The sequence below is a fragment of the Pseudomonas sp. KB_15 genome (assembly GCF_052114525.1).
Lineage (GTDB): Bacteria > Pseudomonadota > Gammaproteobacteria > Pseudomonadales > Pseudomonadaceae > Aquipseudomonas.
Window position 1 is genome coordinate 17,032 of the sequence record NZ_JBFREX010000013.1, and the last position, 17,582, is coordinate 34,613.

The 17,582-nt window shown below is 62.7% G+C and carries 15 protein-coding genes; 9 read left to right on the top strand and 6 right to left on the bottom strand.

The genetic code is table 11. The features are described 5' to 3' along the window. Positions 1-34: 34 nt before the first annotated feature. Both ribD and nrdR read right to left on the bottom strand, forming a co-directional pair. Positions 35-1,168 carry a bifunctional diaminohydroxyphosphoribosylaminopyrimidine deaminase/5-amino-6-(5-phosphoribosylamino)uracil reductase RibD gene (gene ribD / locus AB4Z35_RS13725; RefSeq protein WP_442097596.1) on the bottom strand — a complete coding sequence of 378 codons (1,134 nt, stop codon included), beginning with the start codon at positions 1,166-1,168 and terminating at the stop codon, positions 35-37. Further along, a complete protein-coding gene (gene nrdR / locus AB4Z35_RS13730; RefSeq protein ID WP_003228656.1) occupies positions 1,165-1,629 on the bottom strand; it encodes a transcriptional regulator NrdR in 465 nt (154 codons plus the stop codon). The genes ribD and nrdR overlap by 4 nt, the downstream gene beginning before the upstream one ends. 127 nt (positions 1,630-1,756) lie before the next feature. On the opposite strand from nrdR, the gene AB4Z35_RS13735 reads away from it, so the two are divergent. The 3 genes from AB4Z35_RS13735 to trxA all read left to right on the top strand — a co-directional run bounded on the left by AB4Z35_RS13735 (position 1,757) and on the right by trxA (position 3,940). Further along, complete coding sequence (locus AB4Z35_RS13735) at positions 1,757-2,221, top strand: YbaY family lipoprotein (RefSeq protein WP_442097597.1); 465 nt, start codon at positions 1,757-1,759, stop codon at positions 2,219-2,221. Then, positions 2,218-2,871, top strand: a complete 654-nt coding sequence (locus AB4Z35_RS13740; protein WP_007999185.1) for a class I SAM-dependent methyltransferase — start codon at positions 2,218-2,220, stop codon at positions 2,869-2,871. The genes AB4Z35_RS13735 and AB4Z35_RS13740 overlap by 4 nt, the downstream gene beginning before the upstream one ends. Before the next feature lie 196 nt (positions 2,872-3,067). Beyond that, positions 3,068-3,940, top strand: coding sequence for a thioredoxin (gene trxA, locus AB4Z35_RS13745; protein WP_442097598.1), 873 nt, complete (start codon positions 3,068-3,070; stop codon positions 3,938-3,940). A gap of 104 nt (positions 3,941-4,044) precedes the next feature. On the opposite strand, the gene AB4Z35_RS13750 is transcribed toward trxA, so the two are convergent. After that, a complete protein-coding gene (locus tag AB4Z35_RS13750) occupies positions 4,045-4,386 on the bottom strand; it encodes a hypothetical protein (RefSeq protein ID WP_442097599.1) in 342 nt (113 codons plus the stop codon). 135 nt (positions 4,387-4,521) lie between these two features. On the opposite strand from AB4Z35_RS13750, the gene AB4Z35_RS13755 reads away from it, so the two are divergent. The 5 genes from AB4Z35_RS13755 (at position 4,522) to AB4Z35_RS13775 (ending at position 8,687) form a co-directional block, all read left to right on the top strand. After that, complete coding sequence (locus AB4Z35_RS13755) at positions 4,522-5,112, top strand: DUF2796 domain-containing protein (RefSeq protein WP_442097601.1); 591 nt, start codon at positions 4,522-4,524, stop codon at positions 5,110-5,112. 135 nt (positions 5,113-5,247) lie between these two features. Then, positions 5,248-5,958, top strand: a complete 711-nt coding sequence (locus tag AB4Z35_RS13760; protein ID WP_007999174.1) for an ABC transporter ATP-binding protein — start codon at positions 5,248-5,250, stop codon at positions 5,956-5,958. A 1-nt stretch (position 5,959) separates the two neighbouring features. Continuing rightward, positions 5,960-7,225 (top strand): ABC transporter permease, encoded by a 1,266-nt coding sequence (locus AB4Z35_RS13765; RefSeq protein ID WP_442097604.1) that lies wholly within the window; start codon positions 5,960-5,962, stop codon positions 7,223-7,225. Positions 7,226-7,236: 11 nt separating this feature from the next. Further along, on the top strand, positions 7,237-7,755 hold the full coding sequence (locus AB4Z35_RS13770; RefSeq protein ID WP_007999169.1) for a DUF3299 domain-containing protein: 519 nt from the start codon (positions 7,237-7,239) through the stop codon (positions 7,753-7,755). Between the two features lie 233 nt (positions 7,756-7,988). Then, a complete protein-coding gene (locus AB4Z35_RS13775) occupies positions 7,989-8,687 on the top strand; it encodes an OmpW/AlkL family protein (RefSeq protein WP_442097605.1) in 699 nt (232 codons plus the stop codon). A 201-nt stretch (positions 8,688-8,888) separates the two neighbouring features. Here AB4Z35_RS13775 and AB4Z35_RS13780 read toward each other — a convergent pair whose 3' ends face one another. Both AB4Z35_RS13780 and AB4Z35_RS13785 read right to left on the bottom strand, forming a co-directional pair. Further along, positions 8,889-9,818: an NAD-dependent epimerase/dehydratase family protein gene (locus tag AB4Z35_RS13780; RefSeq protein WP_007999167.1), complete on the bottom strand. Its 930-nt coding sequence runs from the start codon at positions 9,816-9,818 to the stop codon at positions 8,889-8,891. Then, the gene (locus AB4Z35_RS13785; RefSeq protein WP_442097606.1) at positions 9,811-10,695 is read right to left on the bottom strand and encodes a sugar nucleotide-binding protein; all 885 of its coding nucleotides are present in this window, start codon (positions 10,693-10,695) and stop codon (positions 9,811-9,813) included. The genes AB4Z35_RS13780 and AB4Z35_RS13785 overlap by 8 nt, the downstream gene beginning before the upstream one ends. Before the next feature lie 304 nt (positions 10,696-10,999). Between AB4Z35_RS13785 and AB4Z35_RS13790 the strand changes: the two genes are divergently transcribed. Next, on the top strand, positions 11,000-15,316 hold the full coding sequence (locus AB4Z35_RS13790) for a DNA glycosylase AlkZ-like family protein (RefSeq protein WP_442097607.1): 4,317 nt from the start codon (positions 11,000-11,002) through the stop codon (positions 15,314-15,316). A 119-nt stretch (positions 15,317-15,435) separates the two neighbouring features. Here AB4Z35_RS13790 and AB4Z35_RS13795 read toward each other — a convergent pair whose 3' ends face one another. Next, positions 15,436-17,565 (bottom strand): mechanosensitive ion channel family protein, encoded by a 2,130-nt coding sequence (locus AB4Z35_RS13795; RefSeq protein WP_442097609.1) that lies wholly within the window; start codon positions 17,563-17,565, stop codon positions 15,436-15,438. Positions 17,566-17,582 lie beyond the last annotated feature (17 nt).

Below are 17,582 nucleotides of genomic sequence, written 5' to 3' on the forward strand. Positions count from 1 at the left end.
AGAACAAAGCCAAAGCTTGCGCGATGGCCGGAAATTATACGCTCGCTGCTGGCAAAGGAATGGCGATGACTCGCCAGTCATCGCCAACGGCACGAATTTCGGTGATTTTCAGCTCCGGCGCATCCTTCATTTGCGCGAGCGGCCAGTCCAGCAGCGGCCGCGCCGAGGAACCCAGGAACTTGCCGGCGATGAAAATCTGGAACTCATCCACCAAACCCAACTGGGCAAAGGCACCCGCCAGACGCGGACCGGCCTCGACCAGCACTTCGTTGACCCCGCGAGCAGCCAATTCGACCAGCAGCTGACGCAAATCGACCTGGCCGTCGTAGCCGGGCACGATCAGGCATTCCGGACCGTTGGCATATTGCTCTTCCACCGCCACGCAGGTAGCGACCAGCGCCGGGCCGGCCTTGAAGAACGGTGCATCCAGCGGCACCCGCAGGCGACCGTCGATCAGCACACGCAACGGCGGACGGCTCATGGCCAGTGCAGTTTGCTCGGCGTCCAGACCCAGCTCATCGGCGCGTACGGTCAACCGCGCGTTGTCCGCCAGCACCGTGTCGGCACCGGTCAGCACCACACTGGCCTGGGCGCGCAGGCGTTGCACCGCCGAACGTGCGGCCGGGCCGGTGATCCACTGGCTTTCGCCACTTTCCATGGCTGTGCGCCCGTCCAGGCTCATCGCCAACTTGACCCGCACGAACGGCAAGCCGTGTTCCATGCGTTTCAGAAAGCCTTGGTTGAGCTTGCGCGCCTCGCTTTCCAGCACGCCGCTTTCGGTGGCGATACCCGCCTGGGCCAAACGCTGCAGACCGCGACCGGCGACTTCCGGGTTCGGGTCTTGCATCGCCGCGACCACGCGGGCCACACCGGCATTCACCAGCGCATCGGCACAGGGCGGCGTACGGCCGTGGTGGCTGCAAGGCTCAAGCGTCACATAAGCGGTAGCGCCACGAGCCTGCTCACCGGCGGTGCGCAGGGCGTGGACTTCGGCGTGGGGCTCGCCGGCGCGAACATGCCAGCCTTCGCCGACAATCTGCCCGCCCTGCACGATCACGCAACCGACCCGCGGATTGGGGTGCGTCGTGTAATGTCCCTTGCGCGCCAGTTCCAGGGCACGGGCCATGAAATGGGCGTCGAGGATGGCTTGTTCGGCAGGCGTGGTCATTCTTTCACCGGTTCACGGGCCAGGCGATCGATCTCTTCGCGGAACTCGTTGAGGTCCTGGAAGCGGCGATACACCGAAGCGAAGCGGATGTAGGCGACTTCATCGAGCTTCTGCAGCTCGGCCATCACCAGCTCGCCGACCACGAGGGATTTGACCTCGCGTTCGCCGGTGGCACGCAGTTTGTGTTTGATGTGCACCAGCGACGATTCGAGGCGCTCGACGCTCACCGGGCGCTTTTCCAGCGCGCGCTGCATGCCGGCGCGGAGTTTTTCTTCGTCGAACGGCTGGCGACTGCCGTCGGTTTTGATCAGGCGCGGCAACACCAGTTCAGCCGTCTCGAACGTCGTGAAACGCTCGCCGCAGGCCAGGCATTCACGCCGGCGGCGCACCTGTTCGCCCTCGGCGACCAGACGCGAGTCGATGACCTTGGTGTCGTTGGCACCGCAGAAGGGACAGTGCATGGTGGCAGGCAACAAAAAAAGGGAGGGCCATGGTAGCGCATCCCGGTGGCAAGACAAGCCATAGGGTTTGCGGTATACAGACGGGATGATCACTTGATCCATGGAATTCAGCTTTATGGAGCCACCAATGTCGTTACGCCCGCTCATTTTGCTCAGTGTTTTCAGCCTGCTGGTGGCTTGCGGCAGCAATGCACCCAAGCCCCAGCCGCCAACGCCAGGCCCGGCGCCGCAGCAAGCACAGAAGAAGGCCCGGGAGGCTGCCGAACTTGGCCCGCTGCCCGCGTATCAGCGCGAATTGAGCGGCACCTTGCAAGGTGTGCCCGCCGGCGCAGAAGTCGAACTGGCGCTGCTGGTGATCGACGAAAAAGACCGCCCGCAACAATTGCTCGCCAGTTCCAGCCTGATCGGCAACAACCAGGTGCTGCCGTTTCACCTGCGCTTCAATCCGGAATCCTTCCCGGTCGGTGCCCGCGTTGAACTGCGAGGCCGCGCCAGTCAGTCCGGCCAGTTGATCCTGCACCTGCCGTCGCAGCTGATTACCCAGCCGACCACCCAGGCCCTGGGCCAACTGCAATTCGTCAAAGCCCCATGAGTGCACCGCTCGACCTGCAACGGGCCCTGGCTGAATTGCTCGGCGATGCACAACTGGTGGCCTGCCCGTTGCCGGAAACCGATTTGCAACTGTGGCTGATCGACGGCGACAACATGGACCGTGCCTTCAGCCCGGAAGAAACCCGGCGCATCCTGCATGAACCGCCGTACTGGAGTTTCTGCTGGGCCAGTGGCCTGGCCGTGGCCCGCTATCTGGCCGAAAATCCACATTGGGTCGAAGGCAAGCGGGTACTGGATTTCGGTGCGGGTTCCGGTGTGGCGGGGATTGCGGCTGCCAAGGCCGGCGCGCTGGAAGTGCTGGCCTGCGACCTCGACCCGCTGGCGATTACCGCGTGTCGGGCGAATGCCGAACTCAATGATGTACAGCTCAATTACTCGACGGACTTTTTCGCCGAGGCCGATCGCTTCGACCTGATTCTGGTGGCGGATGTGTTGTACGACCGGGCGAACCTGCCGCTGCTCGACCAGTTCCTCAGTCGCGGCCGAGAGGCGCTGGTGGCGGACTCAAGAGTGCGGGATTTTCGCCATCCGTTGTACCGGCGCATCGAAATGCTTGAAGCCATGACCCTGCCGGATCTGGCCGAGCCCCACGAGTTTCGGCATGTGAGCCTCTACCACGCGCAGCGTTAGCCAAGAGCTTCGTCGGATCGCCGCCCGGAGCAAACCCGCTCCCACATTTGGTCTGTGTCGTTCACAAAAACCCTGTAGGAGCGAGCCTGCTCGCGATGACGGTTTGTCAGGCAGCAGAAGACTAGCGGCCAACCGCTTCCGGCCGCCCCCCACCAAGCCGTATAGTTGCCCCATTCACGCTTCTACGAGATTGCCCATGAGTCAGGAAACGCCGTACATCTTCGACGCCACGACTACCGATTTCGACCAGTCGGTGATCGAGAACTCTTTCCACAAGCCGGTGCTGGTGGATTTCTGGGCCGAATGGTGCGCGCCCTGCAAAGTGCTGATGCCAATGTTGCAGAGCATTGCCGAGAGTTATCAGGGTGAGTTGCTGCTGGCCAAGGTCAACTGTGACATCGAGCAAGACATCGTCGCCCGCTTCGGTATCCGCAGCCTGCCGACCGTGGTGCTGTTCAAGGACGGCCAGCCGGTCGACGGCTTTGCCGGTGCCCAGCCTGAATCCGCCGTCCGCGCCCTGCTCGAACCCCATGTGCAGATGCCGCCACCGGCCGCTGCCGATCCGTTCGAACAGGCCCAGGCACTGTTCGACGACAGCCGCTTTGCCGATGCCGAAGCCCTGCTCAAAGTGCTGCTGGGTGAAGACAACACCAACGCCAAGGCACTGATCCTGTACGCCCGCTGCCTGACCGAACGCGGTGAACTGGGCGAAGCGCAAGCCGTGCTGGATGCAGTCAAGAGCGACGAACACAAGGCCGCACTGGCCGGAGCCAAGGCGCAGATCAAGTTTCTCGGTTTGGCCAGGGATTTGCCGGATGCCGCCGACCTGAAAGCCCGGCTGGCGAAAAATCCCCAGGACGATGAAGCGGTCTACCAACTGGCGATCCAGCAACTGGCCCGTCAGCAGTACGACGCCGCGCTGGATGCATTGCTCAAGCTGTTCATCCGCAACCGCAGCTACAGCGAAGGTTTGCCGCACAAGACCTTGCTGCAGGTGTTCGAGTTGCTGGGCAATGATCATCCGTTGGTGAGCACGTACCGCCGCAAGTTGTTTGCCGCGTTGTACTAATCGCCACCTTGTAGGAGCGAGCTTGCTCGCGATGGGCGTCAACGATAATGAGGGCTACCTGTATGACCGCGGTGCCCTGACGCCCTTCGCGAGCAAGCTCGCTCCTACAACAGCCAGCGGTACAACGGTGTATCGCCGCCGCTTTCCACTTTCACATCCGCACAATGGCGCAAACGCACCAGCAGGCGTTTGCCCGCCGCCGCACTGCCGGTCAGGCCTTCGAGTTGCTCGAGCAGATCCGGCCCGCTGAGTTGCCCTGCCTTGCGCAACAAATCCCTGGCGATCTGCCACAGCGCATCATCCTGATTCAGCGGTTTCGCCGTCGGCGCGCTGACTGCGGGTTTTTCCACCTGCAACTGCGCCCCTAGTCGCGCCCAGTCCGCATCGTCCATCTCCAGAGTCAAATCCACCGGCCAGTCGCCGATGCTTCCGCGAATTCGCAACATAGGTCTGCTCCCGCACATTTCTTCCCGGCATGCTCCCATGGGACTTGTGCAACGCCAAGCAGGCAGTCAAACTCTGCGCAATTACGTTATAAGATTACATAACAAATTCTTCATTTTACTTTTCGGAGACTCGTCATGCGCCGTCTGCTTCTCGCTCTGCCGTTTGCCATGTTGCCGCTGGCTGCCGCCCATGCTGCCGACGAACACGATCATGAGCATGGCAGCCTGGGTGCCCACGAACATGGCGTGGGGCGCCTGAACGCTGTGCTGGACGGCAAGACCCTGGAGCTGGAACTGGAAAGTCCGGCCATGAACCTGGTGGGTTTCGAACACGTCGCCACCAGCGATGCAGACAAAGCCAAAGTCGTCGCCGCACGTACCCGGCTTGAGCAACCACTGGCCCTGTTCAACCTGCCGAAAGCCGCCGGTTGCGTGGTGGAAAACCAGGAACTGGAAAGCCCGTTGTTCGGTGACACGCCCGATGCCGACGATGACCATGATGAAGACGCCAAGGACGAAGACGGCCACGAACATCACCATGATCACAGCGAAATCCACGCTCGCTATCAGTTCACCTGCGCCACGCCAGACGCGTTGAAGACCCTGGACCTGGCGAACATTTTCAACACGTTCCCGGCCACCCGGAATATTCAGGTACAACTGATCGGCCCGAGCGGACAGCAAGGGGTTGAAGTGACGGCCAAGGCTGCTGCGCTGAAATTCTGATCCACCGCAAATCAAATGTGGGAGCGGGCTTGCTCGCGAAGGCGCCGTATCAGTTTGCATCAATGTCTCTGACACACCGCATTCGCGAGCAAGCCCGCTCCCACAGGGGTTCACCACCAACCTGACCGGTTTCACATGACCCAAGCACTCATCGAACTGTCCGACCTGGGCTTCAGTTGGCCCGGTCACCCGCCACTGCTGGACATCCCGGCGTTTCGTCTGGAGCGCGGAGAAACCCTGTTCCTCAAAGGCCCCAGCGGCAGCGGCAAGACCACCCTGCTCGGCCTGCTCGGCGGCGTGCAAAAGCCTGATCGCGGCAGCATCCGCCTGCTCGGCCAGGAACTGACACAACTGTCGGCCGGCGCCCGCGACCACTTTCGCGTCGATCACACCGGTTACATCTTCCAGCAATTCAACCTGCTGCCGTTTCTGTCGGTGCGCGAGAACGTCGAACTGCCCTGCCATTTCTCGAAACTGCGCGCCGAACGGGCGAAACAACGCCACGGCAGCGTCGACAAAGCGGCCGCCACGCTACTCGCCCACCTGGGTTTGAAGGATGAAAACATCCTCGGTCGCCGCGCCGACTCGCTGTCCATCGGCCAACAACAGCGGGTCGCCGCCGCCCGCGCGCTGATCGGTCAACCGGAACTGGTGATCGCCGACGAGCCGACCTCGGCCCTCGATTACGACGCTCGCGAGAACTTCATTCGCCTGCTGTTCGCCGAGTGCCGCGAAGCCGGGTCGAGCCTGTTGTTCGTCAGCCATGACCAGAGCCTGGCGCCGCTGTTCGACCACAACCTGTCGCTGGCCGAACTCAATCGCGCCGCCATCCTGTCCGAGGTTTGAGATGTATTTGTTTCGTCTAGCCATGGCCAGCCTGGCTAACCGCCGTTTCACCGCGATCCTCACTGCGTTCGCCATCGCCCTGTCGGTGTGCCTGCTGCTGGCGGTGGAGCGCGTGCGCACCGAAGCCAAGGCCAGTTTCGCCAGCACCATCAGCGGCACCGACCTGATCGTCGGTGCCCGCTCAGGCTCGGTGAACCTGTTGCTGTACTCGGTGTTCCGCATCGGCAACGCCACCAACAACATTCGTTGGGACAGCTTCGAGCACTTCGCCAACAACCCGAAAGTGAAGTGGGCGATCCCGATGTCCCTCGGCGATTCCCACCGCGGCTACCGGGTGATGGGCACCACCGAAGCCTACTTCGAGCATTACCAGTACGGCCGCCAGCAACACCTGGAGCTGGCTGTTGGCCGGGCCTTCGCCACCGACCCGTTCGAAGTCGTGCTCGGTGCCGAAGTAGCCGATGCGCTGCACTACAAACTCGGCGACAAACTTGTGCTGGCCCACGGCGTGGCGGCGATCAGCCTGGTCAAGCAYGACGACAARCCGTTCACCGTGGTCGGCATTCTCAARCGCACCGGCACCCCGGTGGACCGCACGCTGCACATCAGCCTCGGCGGCATGGAAGCGATYCACATCGACTGGCACAACGGCGTGCCGGCCCGTGGCGAGGGTCGCATCACGGCCGATCAGGCGCGCAACATGGACCTGACGCCGCAAGCGATCACCGCGTTCATGCTCGGCCTCAACAACAAGATTTCGACCTTTGCCCTGCAGCGCGAAATCAACGAATTCCGCGGCGAACCGATGCTGGCGATCCTGCCGGGCGTGGCGTTGCAAGAGCTGTGGAGCCTGATGGGCACGGCAGAAAAAGCCTTGTTCGTGGTCTCGCTGTTTGTGGTGCTGACCGGGTTGATCGGCATGCTCACGGCCATTCTCACCAGCCTCAACGAGCGACGCAGGGAAATGGCGATCCTGCGTTCGGTGGGCGCACGACCCTGGCACATCGCGACGTTGCTGGTGCTGGAAGCCTTTGCCCTGGCGCTGTCGGGCGTGATCGCCGGCGTGGCGTTGCTGTATGTGTGCATCGCCGCGGCCCAGGGTTATGTGCAGGCCAATTACGGCCTGTACCTGCCACTGTCCTGGCCCAGTGAATATGAATGGACACTGCTCGGTGGCATCCTGATCGCCGCGTTGCTGATGGGCTGCGTGCCGGCCTGGCGCGCCTATCGCCAATCCTTGGCCGATGGCCTGTCGATCCGCTTATGAGGACGTTGAAAATGCCCCGCGCTGTACTTGCGCTGTTGATGCTGGTTGCCCTGCCCCTGTGGGCGGCCCAGCCAAAAGACCTGACCTGGTCGGAGATGATTCCGCCGGATGCGCCGAAAGAAGTACCGAACATGACGCCGCTGCACGACCTGTCGCAGATGAGTAATGCGCTGTCAGCCGAGTCGGCACCCGCCGCCAGGCAGGACATGCCCAATGCACCGGTGGTCAAGGCCCTCGATGGCCAGAACATTCGCCTGCCGGGCTACATCGTGCCACTGGAAGTGAGCGAGGAAGGACGCACCACCGAGTTTCTGCTGGTGCCGTATTTCGGCGCCTGCATTCATGTGCCGCCTCCGCCGTCGAACCAGATCGTGCACGTCAAAAGCGAAGTCGGCGTGAAGCTCGACGAGTTGTATCAGCCTTACTGGATCGAGGGCGCGTTGCAGGTCAAGGCGTCCACCAGCGAGTTGGCGGATGCCGGGTATCAGATGGAGGCGGACAAGATTTATCTGTATGAATTGCCGGAGTGAAACCGGTAGTCATGGGTTGCTTGAAAGTCAGTCATCGCGAGCAAGCTCGCTCCCACATTTGATCTGTGTCTCGACTCAAATCCCCTGTAGGAGCGAGCCTGCTCGCGATGAAGCTAGCAAAAACACCACAAAATCCAACCCCTTCCCACATTCATTGAGCTGCATCAAAAGACCGATTCGTTAGGCACCTTACCATTGGACATCGAACATTTTTAACGTCCTCTGGAGCCCCCATGAACAAGTCCATGCTCAGCGCCACGCTGGTTGCCCTCGCGCTCGCAGCCCCGCTCGCCCACGCCCACGAGGCCGGTGACATCATCCTTCGTGCGGGCGCCATCACCGTTAATCCAAAGGCCGACAGCTCCAGCGTGAAGGTCGATCAGGGTCCGCTGGCCGGTACCAACCTGGGCGGCAAGGCGACCATGGACAGCGACACGCAGCTGGGCCTGAACTTCGCCTACATGCTCACCAACAACTGGGGGATCGAACTGCTCGCCGCCACTCCGTTCGAGCATGACGTGAAACTCAAAGGCACGGCCCTGCCGGCTGCCAACGGCAAACTCGGCTCCCTGAAACACCTGCCGCCAACCCTGAGCGTGGTCTACTACCCGCTGGATTCGAAGTCAGCCTTCCAGCCGTACGTCGGTGGCGGCATCAACTACACCTGGATCTACGACGAAAACCTCAGCAGCGAAGCCAAATCCGCCGGCTTCAGCAACTTCAAGGCGAAGAACTCCTGGGGCCTGGCCTGGCAGGTCGGTGCCGACTACATGCTGACCGACAACTTCCTGCTCAACGCCCAGGTGCGCTACATCGACATCGACACCCGCGCCACCGTTGAAAACAACTCAATTGCACCGGGCACCCGCGCCAAGGTCAACGTCGACGTCGATCCGTTTGTGTACATGGTCGGCCTGGGCTACAAGTTCTGATAGAACGTTCACGTGGTGGTGAATGAGGCTTGGTGGTGATTAGACTTAAAAATGACGACGACTGCTGCGCAGTCGAACGGGACGGTGCGGCGATCCGACAAGCCCCCTCGCCACAGGGAATCTACCCGCTTTAACGTAAATTCCGGCCGTGAAAAAGGCGCCTGTAAAAAGGCGCCTTTTTCATGCCCGCATGGAAGCGATCTATCGTCCCAGCAACCGCGCCAGCCCCACGCTCATCGGTGTTTGCGAGGAGGTGTGAAAGCGCTCCAGCAGACGCCGGTTGTTCGCCCGGGAATGACGGATGTCACCGGAGCGCGCCGGGCCGTAGCTCACCGGAGGCAGCTGGCCGACCACAGCTTCGAGCGCTTCGAGCATTTGCTTGAGGGTCGTCGCCTGGTTCCAGCCCACGTTGACCGCACCGTCTTCGACCCGGGGCTTCTCGATAGCCTGCACCAGCAAGTCGACCAGGTCTTCGACGTAGACAAAATCCCGGGTCTGTTCGCCATCACCGAACACCGTGATCGGCAGGCCCTTTTGCGCGCGCTCGCTGAAAATGCTGATCACCCCGGAGTACGGCGAGGACGGATCCTGGCGCGGGCCGAAGATGTTGAAGAAGCGGAAAATCACCGGCTCCAGCCCATGCTGGCGGCGGTAGAAATCGAAGTAATGCTCACCGGCCAGTTTGTCCGCCGCATAAGGCGTCAGCGGCGCCTTGGGCGTGTCTTCGTCGATCGACTCACCTTCGCCATTGTTGCCATACACCGCCGCGCTGGAAGCAAACAGCACGCGCTTGACTCCGGCCTGGCGCATGGCTTCGCAGACGTTCAGCGTGCCGATGAAGTTGCTCTGGTGCGTGCGCACCGGATCGTCCACCGAAGCCTGCACCGAAGCCACGGCGGCCAGGTGCGCCACGGCGCTGCAACCGGCCATCGCCTGGGTGACCACAGCTGCATCGGCCACGTCGCCGACGATCAGTTCGACCCTGGGATTATCCAGCGGCAGATTGCTGCGCTTGCCGGTGGACAGGTCATCGAGAATCCGCACCGCATGGCCCTTGGCAAGCAGGGCGTCAGTCAGGTGCGAACCAATGAAACCGGCACCGCCGGTGATCAAAACGGGACGGTCAGCCATGGCGATAGAACCTGTCCAGTAGAGCGGGAAGCGCCGCACGCCAGGCGCGCGGCTTGATCCCGAAGGTGTGCAGAATTTTTTTGCAGGCCAATACCGCGTGTTGCGGTTCTTCTGCAGCATCCGGACGCGCGGCGTGGGCCTGGGCGGTCGGGGCTTCGATGGCCAGCGGATGCAGGCTGCGGGCTTCGGTCAGAATCGCCTGCCCCAGCGCCAGCGGCGTGGTCGCCTCATGCCCGGCATAGTGGTAGGTGCCCCACAGCGGTGCGGCGCAATCGAGTTGCTTGAGCACTGAAATGATCACGCGGGCGGCATCGTCGACTGGCGTCGGATTGCCGCGCCGGTCGTCGGCCATCAACAGTTCTTCGGGTTGTTCGGCACGGGCGAGGAAGCGGCCAAGGGTGCCGTCCGGGCTGTCGTCCAGCAACCAGCCGAAACGCAATAGCACGTGTTGCGGGCAGGTGGCGCGAACGCTTTGCTCGATCCGCCACAAGGCCTGGCCGCGCTGGCCCAGGGGCACCGGTTCGTCTTTTTCGCTGTAGGCGGTGGCGCGGGAGCCATCGAATACGCGATAGCTCGAAGGTTGCAGCAGAACGATATTGTGGTGCTGGCACAGTTCCGCCAGACGCTCGATCGCGCGCTCTTGCCCGGCCAGGCGCTGTTCGCTGACCGCTTCGGCCTGAAACCAGTCGAAGTAGTAGGCAAGGTTGATCAATGCATCGGGACGGGTGTCGTCGAGCAGTTGTGTCAGGCTCGCGGCATCCCAGCCGTCTTCGGGCGGGCGGGGGGCGAGGAAACCGATGTCTTCCTCCGCACCGAGGCGAATCAGCGCCTGCCCAAGGGCATTTCCGCCGCCCAGTAACATAAGGCGCATTCGCATAGAGTCAGCAGGCCCAGTCTGATTGGAACAATGGCTTTATCGACACCGCGCCCAGGCGGTGTCGTTGGTAATTGCCGGAATCGTTGCATTTTGCGGGTTTAGTGCGCAACCGTCACCCGTAAAGTGTAGATGTCCGGGATTTGTGGTGCTGACACTGGCCCTATCGCGAGCAGGCTCGCTCCTACAGGGTTCGGCGTACACAAATCCATTGTAGGAGCGAGCCTGCTCGCGATGAGGTCATCAGCATCGATAGAGATCCCGAGCGGTACTTGCATCTTGTGTCCCCACCCGCATAACTTGCTGCATGAACCTGCCCATCCCCGCAGACAGTGCCCTGAGCGGCTTTCACCCTGCCGTCAGCGCCTGGTTCAGCCACACATTCCCGGCACTCACCACCGCCCAGGCCCGGGCGTGGCCGTTGATCCGCCAGCGCCGCTCGACTTTGGTCGCCGCGCCCACCGGTTCCGGCAAGACCCTCACCGCCTTTCTCGCCGTCATCGACGACCTGGTGCACCGCGGCCTGGAATCCGCCGAAGGCCTGCCCGACGCAACCCTGGTGGTCTACGTCTCGCCACTCAAGGCCCTGTCCAACGACATCCAGATCAACCTGCAAAACCCGCTGGCCGGCATTACCGGGCAATTGCGCGTGATGGGCCTACCCGAATTGCAGATCACCACCGCAGTACGCACCGGTGACACGCCACAAAAAGACCGTTCGGCGATGCGCAAGATGGCGCCGCACATCCTGGTGACCACCCCGGAATCCCTGTACGTGCTGCTCGGTTCCGACTCGGGCCGGCAGATGCTCGGCACCACACAAACGGTGATCATCGACGAAATCCACGCCATGGCCGCCAGCAAGCGCGGCAGTCACCTGGCCCTGAGCCTCGAGCGCCTGCAAGCACTCTGCCCGGAGCCGCTGCTGCGCATCGGCCTGTCGGCCACGCAAAAGCCCATCGAAGCGGTGTCGCGCTTTCTGGTCGGTCGCGATCGCCCGTGCGAGATCGTCGACATCGGCCACGCCCGCCCCCGCGACCTGGACATCGAAGTGCCGCCCGTGCCGCTATCGGCCGTGATGGCCAACGATGTCTGGGAACTGGTTTACGACCGCCTCGCCGCCCTCGCCCGCGAGCACCGGACCACGCTGATTTTCGTCAACACCCGGCGCCTGGCCGAACGCCTGAGCCGTCACCTGAGCGAACGCCTGGGCAAGGACGCCGTGGCGGCCCACCATGGCAGCCTGGCCAAGGAATTTCGCCTGGACGCCGAGCAGCGACTCAAGCGCGGCGACCTGCAAGTGCTGATCGCCACGGCGTCGCTGGAACTGGGGATCGACATCGGCGACGTCGACCTGGTGTGCCAGATCGCCTCGCCGCGCTCGATTGCCGGTTTTCTGCAACGGGTCGGACGCTCCGGGCACCAGGTCGGCGGCACGCCCAAGGGGCGTTTATTCGCCACCACCCGCGACGACTTGATCGAATGCGCCGCGCTGCTCGACTGCGTGCGCCGGGGTGAACTCGATACCTTGCTGATCCCGCAAGCACCGCTGGACGTGCTGGCGCAGCAGATCATCGCCGAGGTCAGTTGCCAGGAGTGGCCGGAGCAAGCGCTGCTGGAAATGCTGCGCCGTGCCTCGCCCTACGCCGGGCTCGACGACAAACACTACCAGGCGCTGCTGCAGATGCTCGCCGAGGGCTACAACGGGCGTCAGGGCATCCGTAGCGCCTACCTGCACCGCGACGCTGTGAGCCGCACCCTGCGCGGTCGCCGTGGCGCGAAACTGACCGCAGTGACCAGTGGCGGAACCATTCCGGACAACGCCGACTACAGCGTGCTGCTGGAGCCTCAAGGGCTGAATATCGGCACCATCAACGAAGACTTCGCGGTGGAAAGCATTGCCGGTGATGTCTTCCAGCTGGGCAATACGTCCTATCGAATCCTGCGGGTGGAAACCGGCAAGGTTCGGGTCGAGGATGCCCAGGGCCAACCGCCGACCATCCCGTTCTGGCTCGGTGAAGCACCGGGGCGCAGTGCCGAATTGTCCTCGGCGGTGGCGCGCTTGCAGGCACAACTCGACGACCTGCTGGGGACTGCGCCAGGCAATGTGCAGCCAGCGCTCGACTGGCTGACCGAGACCCTGGGTTTGAACCTCGCCAGCGCCGAACAACTGGTGGACTACCTGGCCCGCGCACGGCAGACGCTGGGCGCCCTGCCATCGCAAGACACGCTGTTGATGGAGCGTTTTTTCGACGAGTCCGGCGGCACGCAACTGGTCATTCACACTCCGTTCGGCAGTCGCATCAACCGCGCCTGGGGCCTGGCCCTGCGCAAGCGTTTCTGTCGCACCTTCAATTTCGAATTGCAGGCCGCCGCCAGCGAAGACGCCATTGTGCTGTCGCTGTCCACCAGCCACAGTTTTGAACTGGACGATGTCTGGCGCTACCTGCACAGCAACAGCGCCGAGCACATCCTGACTCAAGCCGTGCTCGACGCGCCGCTGTTCGGCGTGCGCTGGCGCTGGAATGCCGGCGTGGCCCTGGCCCTGCCACGCTACAGCGGCGGGCGCAAAGTGCCGCCACAGATCCAGCGGATGAAAAGTGAAGACCTGATCGCCAGCGTGTTTCCCGATCAGATCGCCTGCGTGGAAAACCTCGCCGGCGAACGGGAGATTCCCGACCATCCACTGGTGGAGCAAACCCTCGACGATTGCCTGCACGAAGCCATGGACACTGAGGGCTGGCTGGCCTTGTTGCGGCGCATGGAACGTGGCGACATTCGCCTGATCAGCCGCGACTTGCCGGCGCCTTCGCCACTGGCGGCGGAGATTCTCAGCGCCCGCCCCTACACCTTCCTCGACGATGCACCGCTGGAGGAACGCCGCACCCAAGCGGTGCTCAATCGGCGCTGGAGCGATCCGCAATCCACCGATGATCTCGGTGCGCTGGACGCCGAGGCGATTGCCGCCGTGCGCGACGAAGCCTGGCCAGCGCCCTCCGGTGTCGATGAAATGCACGAAGCGTTGATGAGCCTGGCGTGCATCACCGATGCCGAGGCTCGCACCAACCCGCAGTGGCTCGACTGGCTCAATACCCTGGCCGACAGYGGMCGCGCGAGCCGTTTGCAGATCAACGCAGGGCAATCGTTGTGGCTGGCGCTGGAGCGMCTGACYTGCCTGCGGGCGATCTATCCACAAGCCGAATTGACACCCCCCCTGCAAGCGCTGCCGAACTTCGATGAAGTCTGGGACCCCGACGAAGCCGTACTTGAACTGATCCGCGCACGGCTCAGCGCCTTCGGGCCACTTGCGCTCGATCGCATTGCCGAACCACTCGGTTTGCCCGCTGCACAAGTGGACCAGGCCCTGGCGCAACTGGAACGCGAAGGCTACGTGTTGCGCGGCCGCTTCACCCCGGGCACCGCCGGGGAAGAATGGTGCGAGCGGCATTTGCTGGCGCGGATTCACCGCTACACGGTCAAGCGCCTGCGTCGGGAAATCGAACCGGTGGCGTTGCAGGATTTCATGCGATTCCTGTTTGACTGGCAGCATGTGTCGACCGCAAGCCAGGGCCAGGGCGCGGTAGTATTGCCAGCCGTTATTGCACAATTTGAAGGCTACCCTGCCGCCGCTTCAGCCTGGGACAGCGACATCCTGCCGACGCGAATCAAGGACTACTCGGCGACCTGGCTGGATGAGTTGTGCCGCAGCGGCAGACTGGTGTGGACGCGCCTGACCGCGCATAACAAAAGCGCCAGCACCGCGCTGCGCAGTACGCCGATTGTGTTGCTGCCGCGCAACCGGGTCGAACTCTGGAGCGGCTTGACCGAACAGACTCCGGTCAGCGAACTGTCGCCGAAAACGCAAAAGGTCCACGCCGCCCTCAGCCAGCACGGCGCACTGTTTTTCGATGAGCTGATCCATGAGGCCCACCTGCTGCGATCGGAGCTGGAAATCGCCCTGCAGGAACTGGTGGGCGCAGGGCTGGTGAATGCCGACAGCTTCGCCGGATTGCGCGCACTGATCACCCCGGCCAGTAAGCGCCAGCCTCGCAACAGTCGGCGCGGACGCGGGGCATTTATCGGTGGCATGGACGACGCCGGTCGCTGGGCCCTGTTGCGACGCGCACCTGCCGCGCCGGCGGTGCAAAACCAGAGCCCCGCTCCGACGCCTGCCGAAACCCTGGAACACATCGCCATGACCTTGCTGCGCCGCTACGGCGTGGTGTTCTGGCGTTTGCTGGAGCGTGAGGCGGACTGGTTACCAAGCTGGCGCGAACTGCTGCGTACTTACCATCGCCTGGAGGCACGCGGCGAAATTCGCGGCGGGCGGTTTGTCAGTGGCCTGGCGGGCGAGCAATTCGCCCTGCCCGAGGCGATTCCAATGCTACGGGAGGTGCGGCGTCGGCCCCATGACGGGAGTTTGGTCGCGGTGTGCGGGGTGGATCCGCTGAACCTCGCCGGCACGCTACTGCCTGGCGTGAAAATCCCGGCGCTGGCCAGCAATCGGCTGGTGTATCGCGACGGGTTGCCGGTCGCTGCCGAAATTGCCGGCAATCAACAGTTTTGGGGGGAGCTGGATCAGCAGGCGAGTGCCGAGGTGCGCAGCAAGCTGATTCGGCATTAATGTCGTCTGGACCGGCCCCATCGCGAGCAAGCTCGCTCCCACAGTTGATTTGTGTCGTTCGCAAATCCCCCTGTGGGAGCGGGCTTGCCCGCGAAGAGGCCAGTACTGTCGACAAAAAACTATTGAGACCGCGGCCGATCCGGCATCAGCACCGCCGCATGCTCCGGCTCAGCTCCAGCCTCCAGCGGTGGCTCGACCGGATGCCTCGGCACCAGCGCCTGTTGTGGATAAGTTTGCGCGAAATGCACCCACGGGCAGTTATCCACAAGCTTTTTCAAACGCTGGTTGAAAGCCCGGCTCACCGCATATTGGCCACCGGACACCGTACGGAATTGCGCGGTCAACACCACACCGTTGAGGTCCATTTTGTCGACGCCAAACACATCCAGCGGCCCTTGAAGGTTGTAGCGCAGGAACGCGTCGCTGCTGATGGAATGCCCGGCCTCGCGGATCAGTTCGATGGCCTTGTCGACATCGGTGTCGTAGGTGAATTGCACCGAGAAAAACGCATAGGCGAATTGCCGCGATTGGTTGGTCACGGCCTTGATCTGGCCGAACGGCACCGAGTGCACGAAGCCCTTGCCGTCACGCAGGCGCAAGGTGCGGATGGTCAGGCCTTCGACGGTACCTGCGTGACCGGAATCGAGCACCACCCAGTCACCGATGGACAGGGTGTCTTCGATGATGATGAACAACCCGGTAATCACGTCCTGCACCAGTTGCTGGGAACCGAATCCGATTGCCAGGCCGATAACCCCGGCACCGGCCAGGAACGGTGCGACGTTGATCCCCAGGTTGGCCATGGTAGTGATCGCGCAAATCACCACCAGGATGATTTTGATCGCGTTGCGCAGCAGTGGCAGGATGGTTTTCACCCTCGTACTGGGCTGGCGCGCCGAGCGTTTGTTGGTCGGCGGTTTCAGGGCCTCCTGAATCGCCGTGTCGAGCACCACCCAGACCATCCAGGTCACCAGCAGGATCAGGCCGATGTGGCTCAGGGAATCACTGATCGCCCGGCCCACGGCATTGCTCACCGCAAACTCGAACAGCGATACGCCCCAGATCCGCCCGAGAATATCGATGAAGACGACGGCCATGCCGATGCGCAGCAAGGCGTGGGAAAGGTTGAGGAAGCGCTCCTTGTAGGCACCGCTGCGGCGCAGGTCCGACTCGCTGCGCGCCTTGAACAGATGATGCAGCGTGGTGCTGAGAAACACCGTGGCAATCAGCAGCACCGTGGTGAACAAGGCGCTGCGCAGCACTCTCTGGTTGTCCGCCCCGGCACCGATCAGGTTGATGATCGAAACCAGTACCATCAACAGAATCGGCCAGTACCAGAGCCCGGAAAATATCCGCAGGGTTTCACGCAACGCCGGCTGACTGAGGCGCTGGGCCAGCGGCAGGATGCGGATCACATGGGCTACCGGGCGACGCATGCGAATCACCAGCAAGCCGAAAGAAATCGACGCGGCCAACCCGGTAAACACGGCAATGCTGCTGGTGAGGTTGCTGCCCAGTTGAAGGGAGATCTGCGGGCTGGTCAGAGCATCGCTCAAGGCCACCAGAAAGCCGATACCGAACAACGGCCGGGGACTTTTCTCACGGATGATCTGCACCGCGCGGCGCTTGTGGCCGGCATTGAATACCACCATCAGCGACATCACCAATGACGCGGCAAAGATCCCCGCGCTTGTGGCATAAGCCAGACACAGCGCCAGCGCCCGGCCCGCCGATATCGGCAAAAACTGGCTGGCATAAATCGTCAACGGCAGACTGACCACTGCCGGAAGGGCGTAGGGCAGCACGTAACCGAGCAATGCCTGGCCCCGTTCGCGACTGAGCAGTAAACGCTGCTCGCACAGGCGTCTGGCGGTCAGCCGCCCAAGCAGCCAAAGCCCGGCAAAAACGGTCGCCCACACGCAGGTCAACAACAGGAAATCCCCGGCAACGCTCCAGCTCGAGCGGGCCGATGGGTGATTGACCAGTTGATCCACTTCTTCGGCTGCGCGATCGGCACGCAGGCGCCAGGCGTCGACCAGGTTTTCGTTGAGATCGAGTTTGCTCTGGACCTCGTCAATGCTTGAACTGATGGCACCGAGCAAGCCGCCCTGTACCAGCGGTTCTGGGTGTGCTGGCGGTGTCGCGGCGGTTGCGGCGGCCGGCAGCCCCGGTATCGCGGCGGCTTCCAGTTCCTCGCTGCCCAGAAACAGCAACGCCCCCAGCAGTATCGCGCTCTTGAGCCTGATCAAAGCACCCGCTCCTTTGG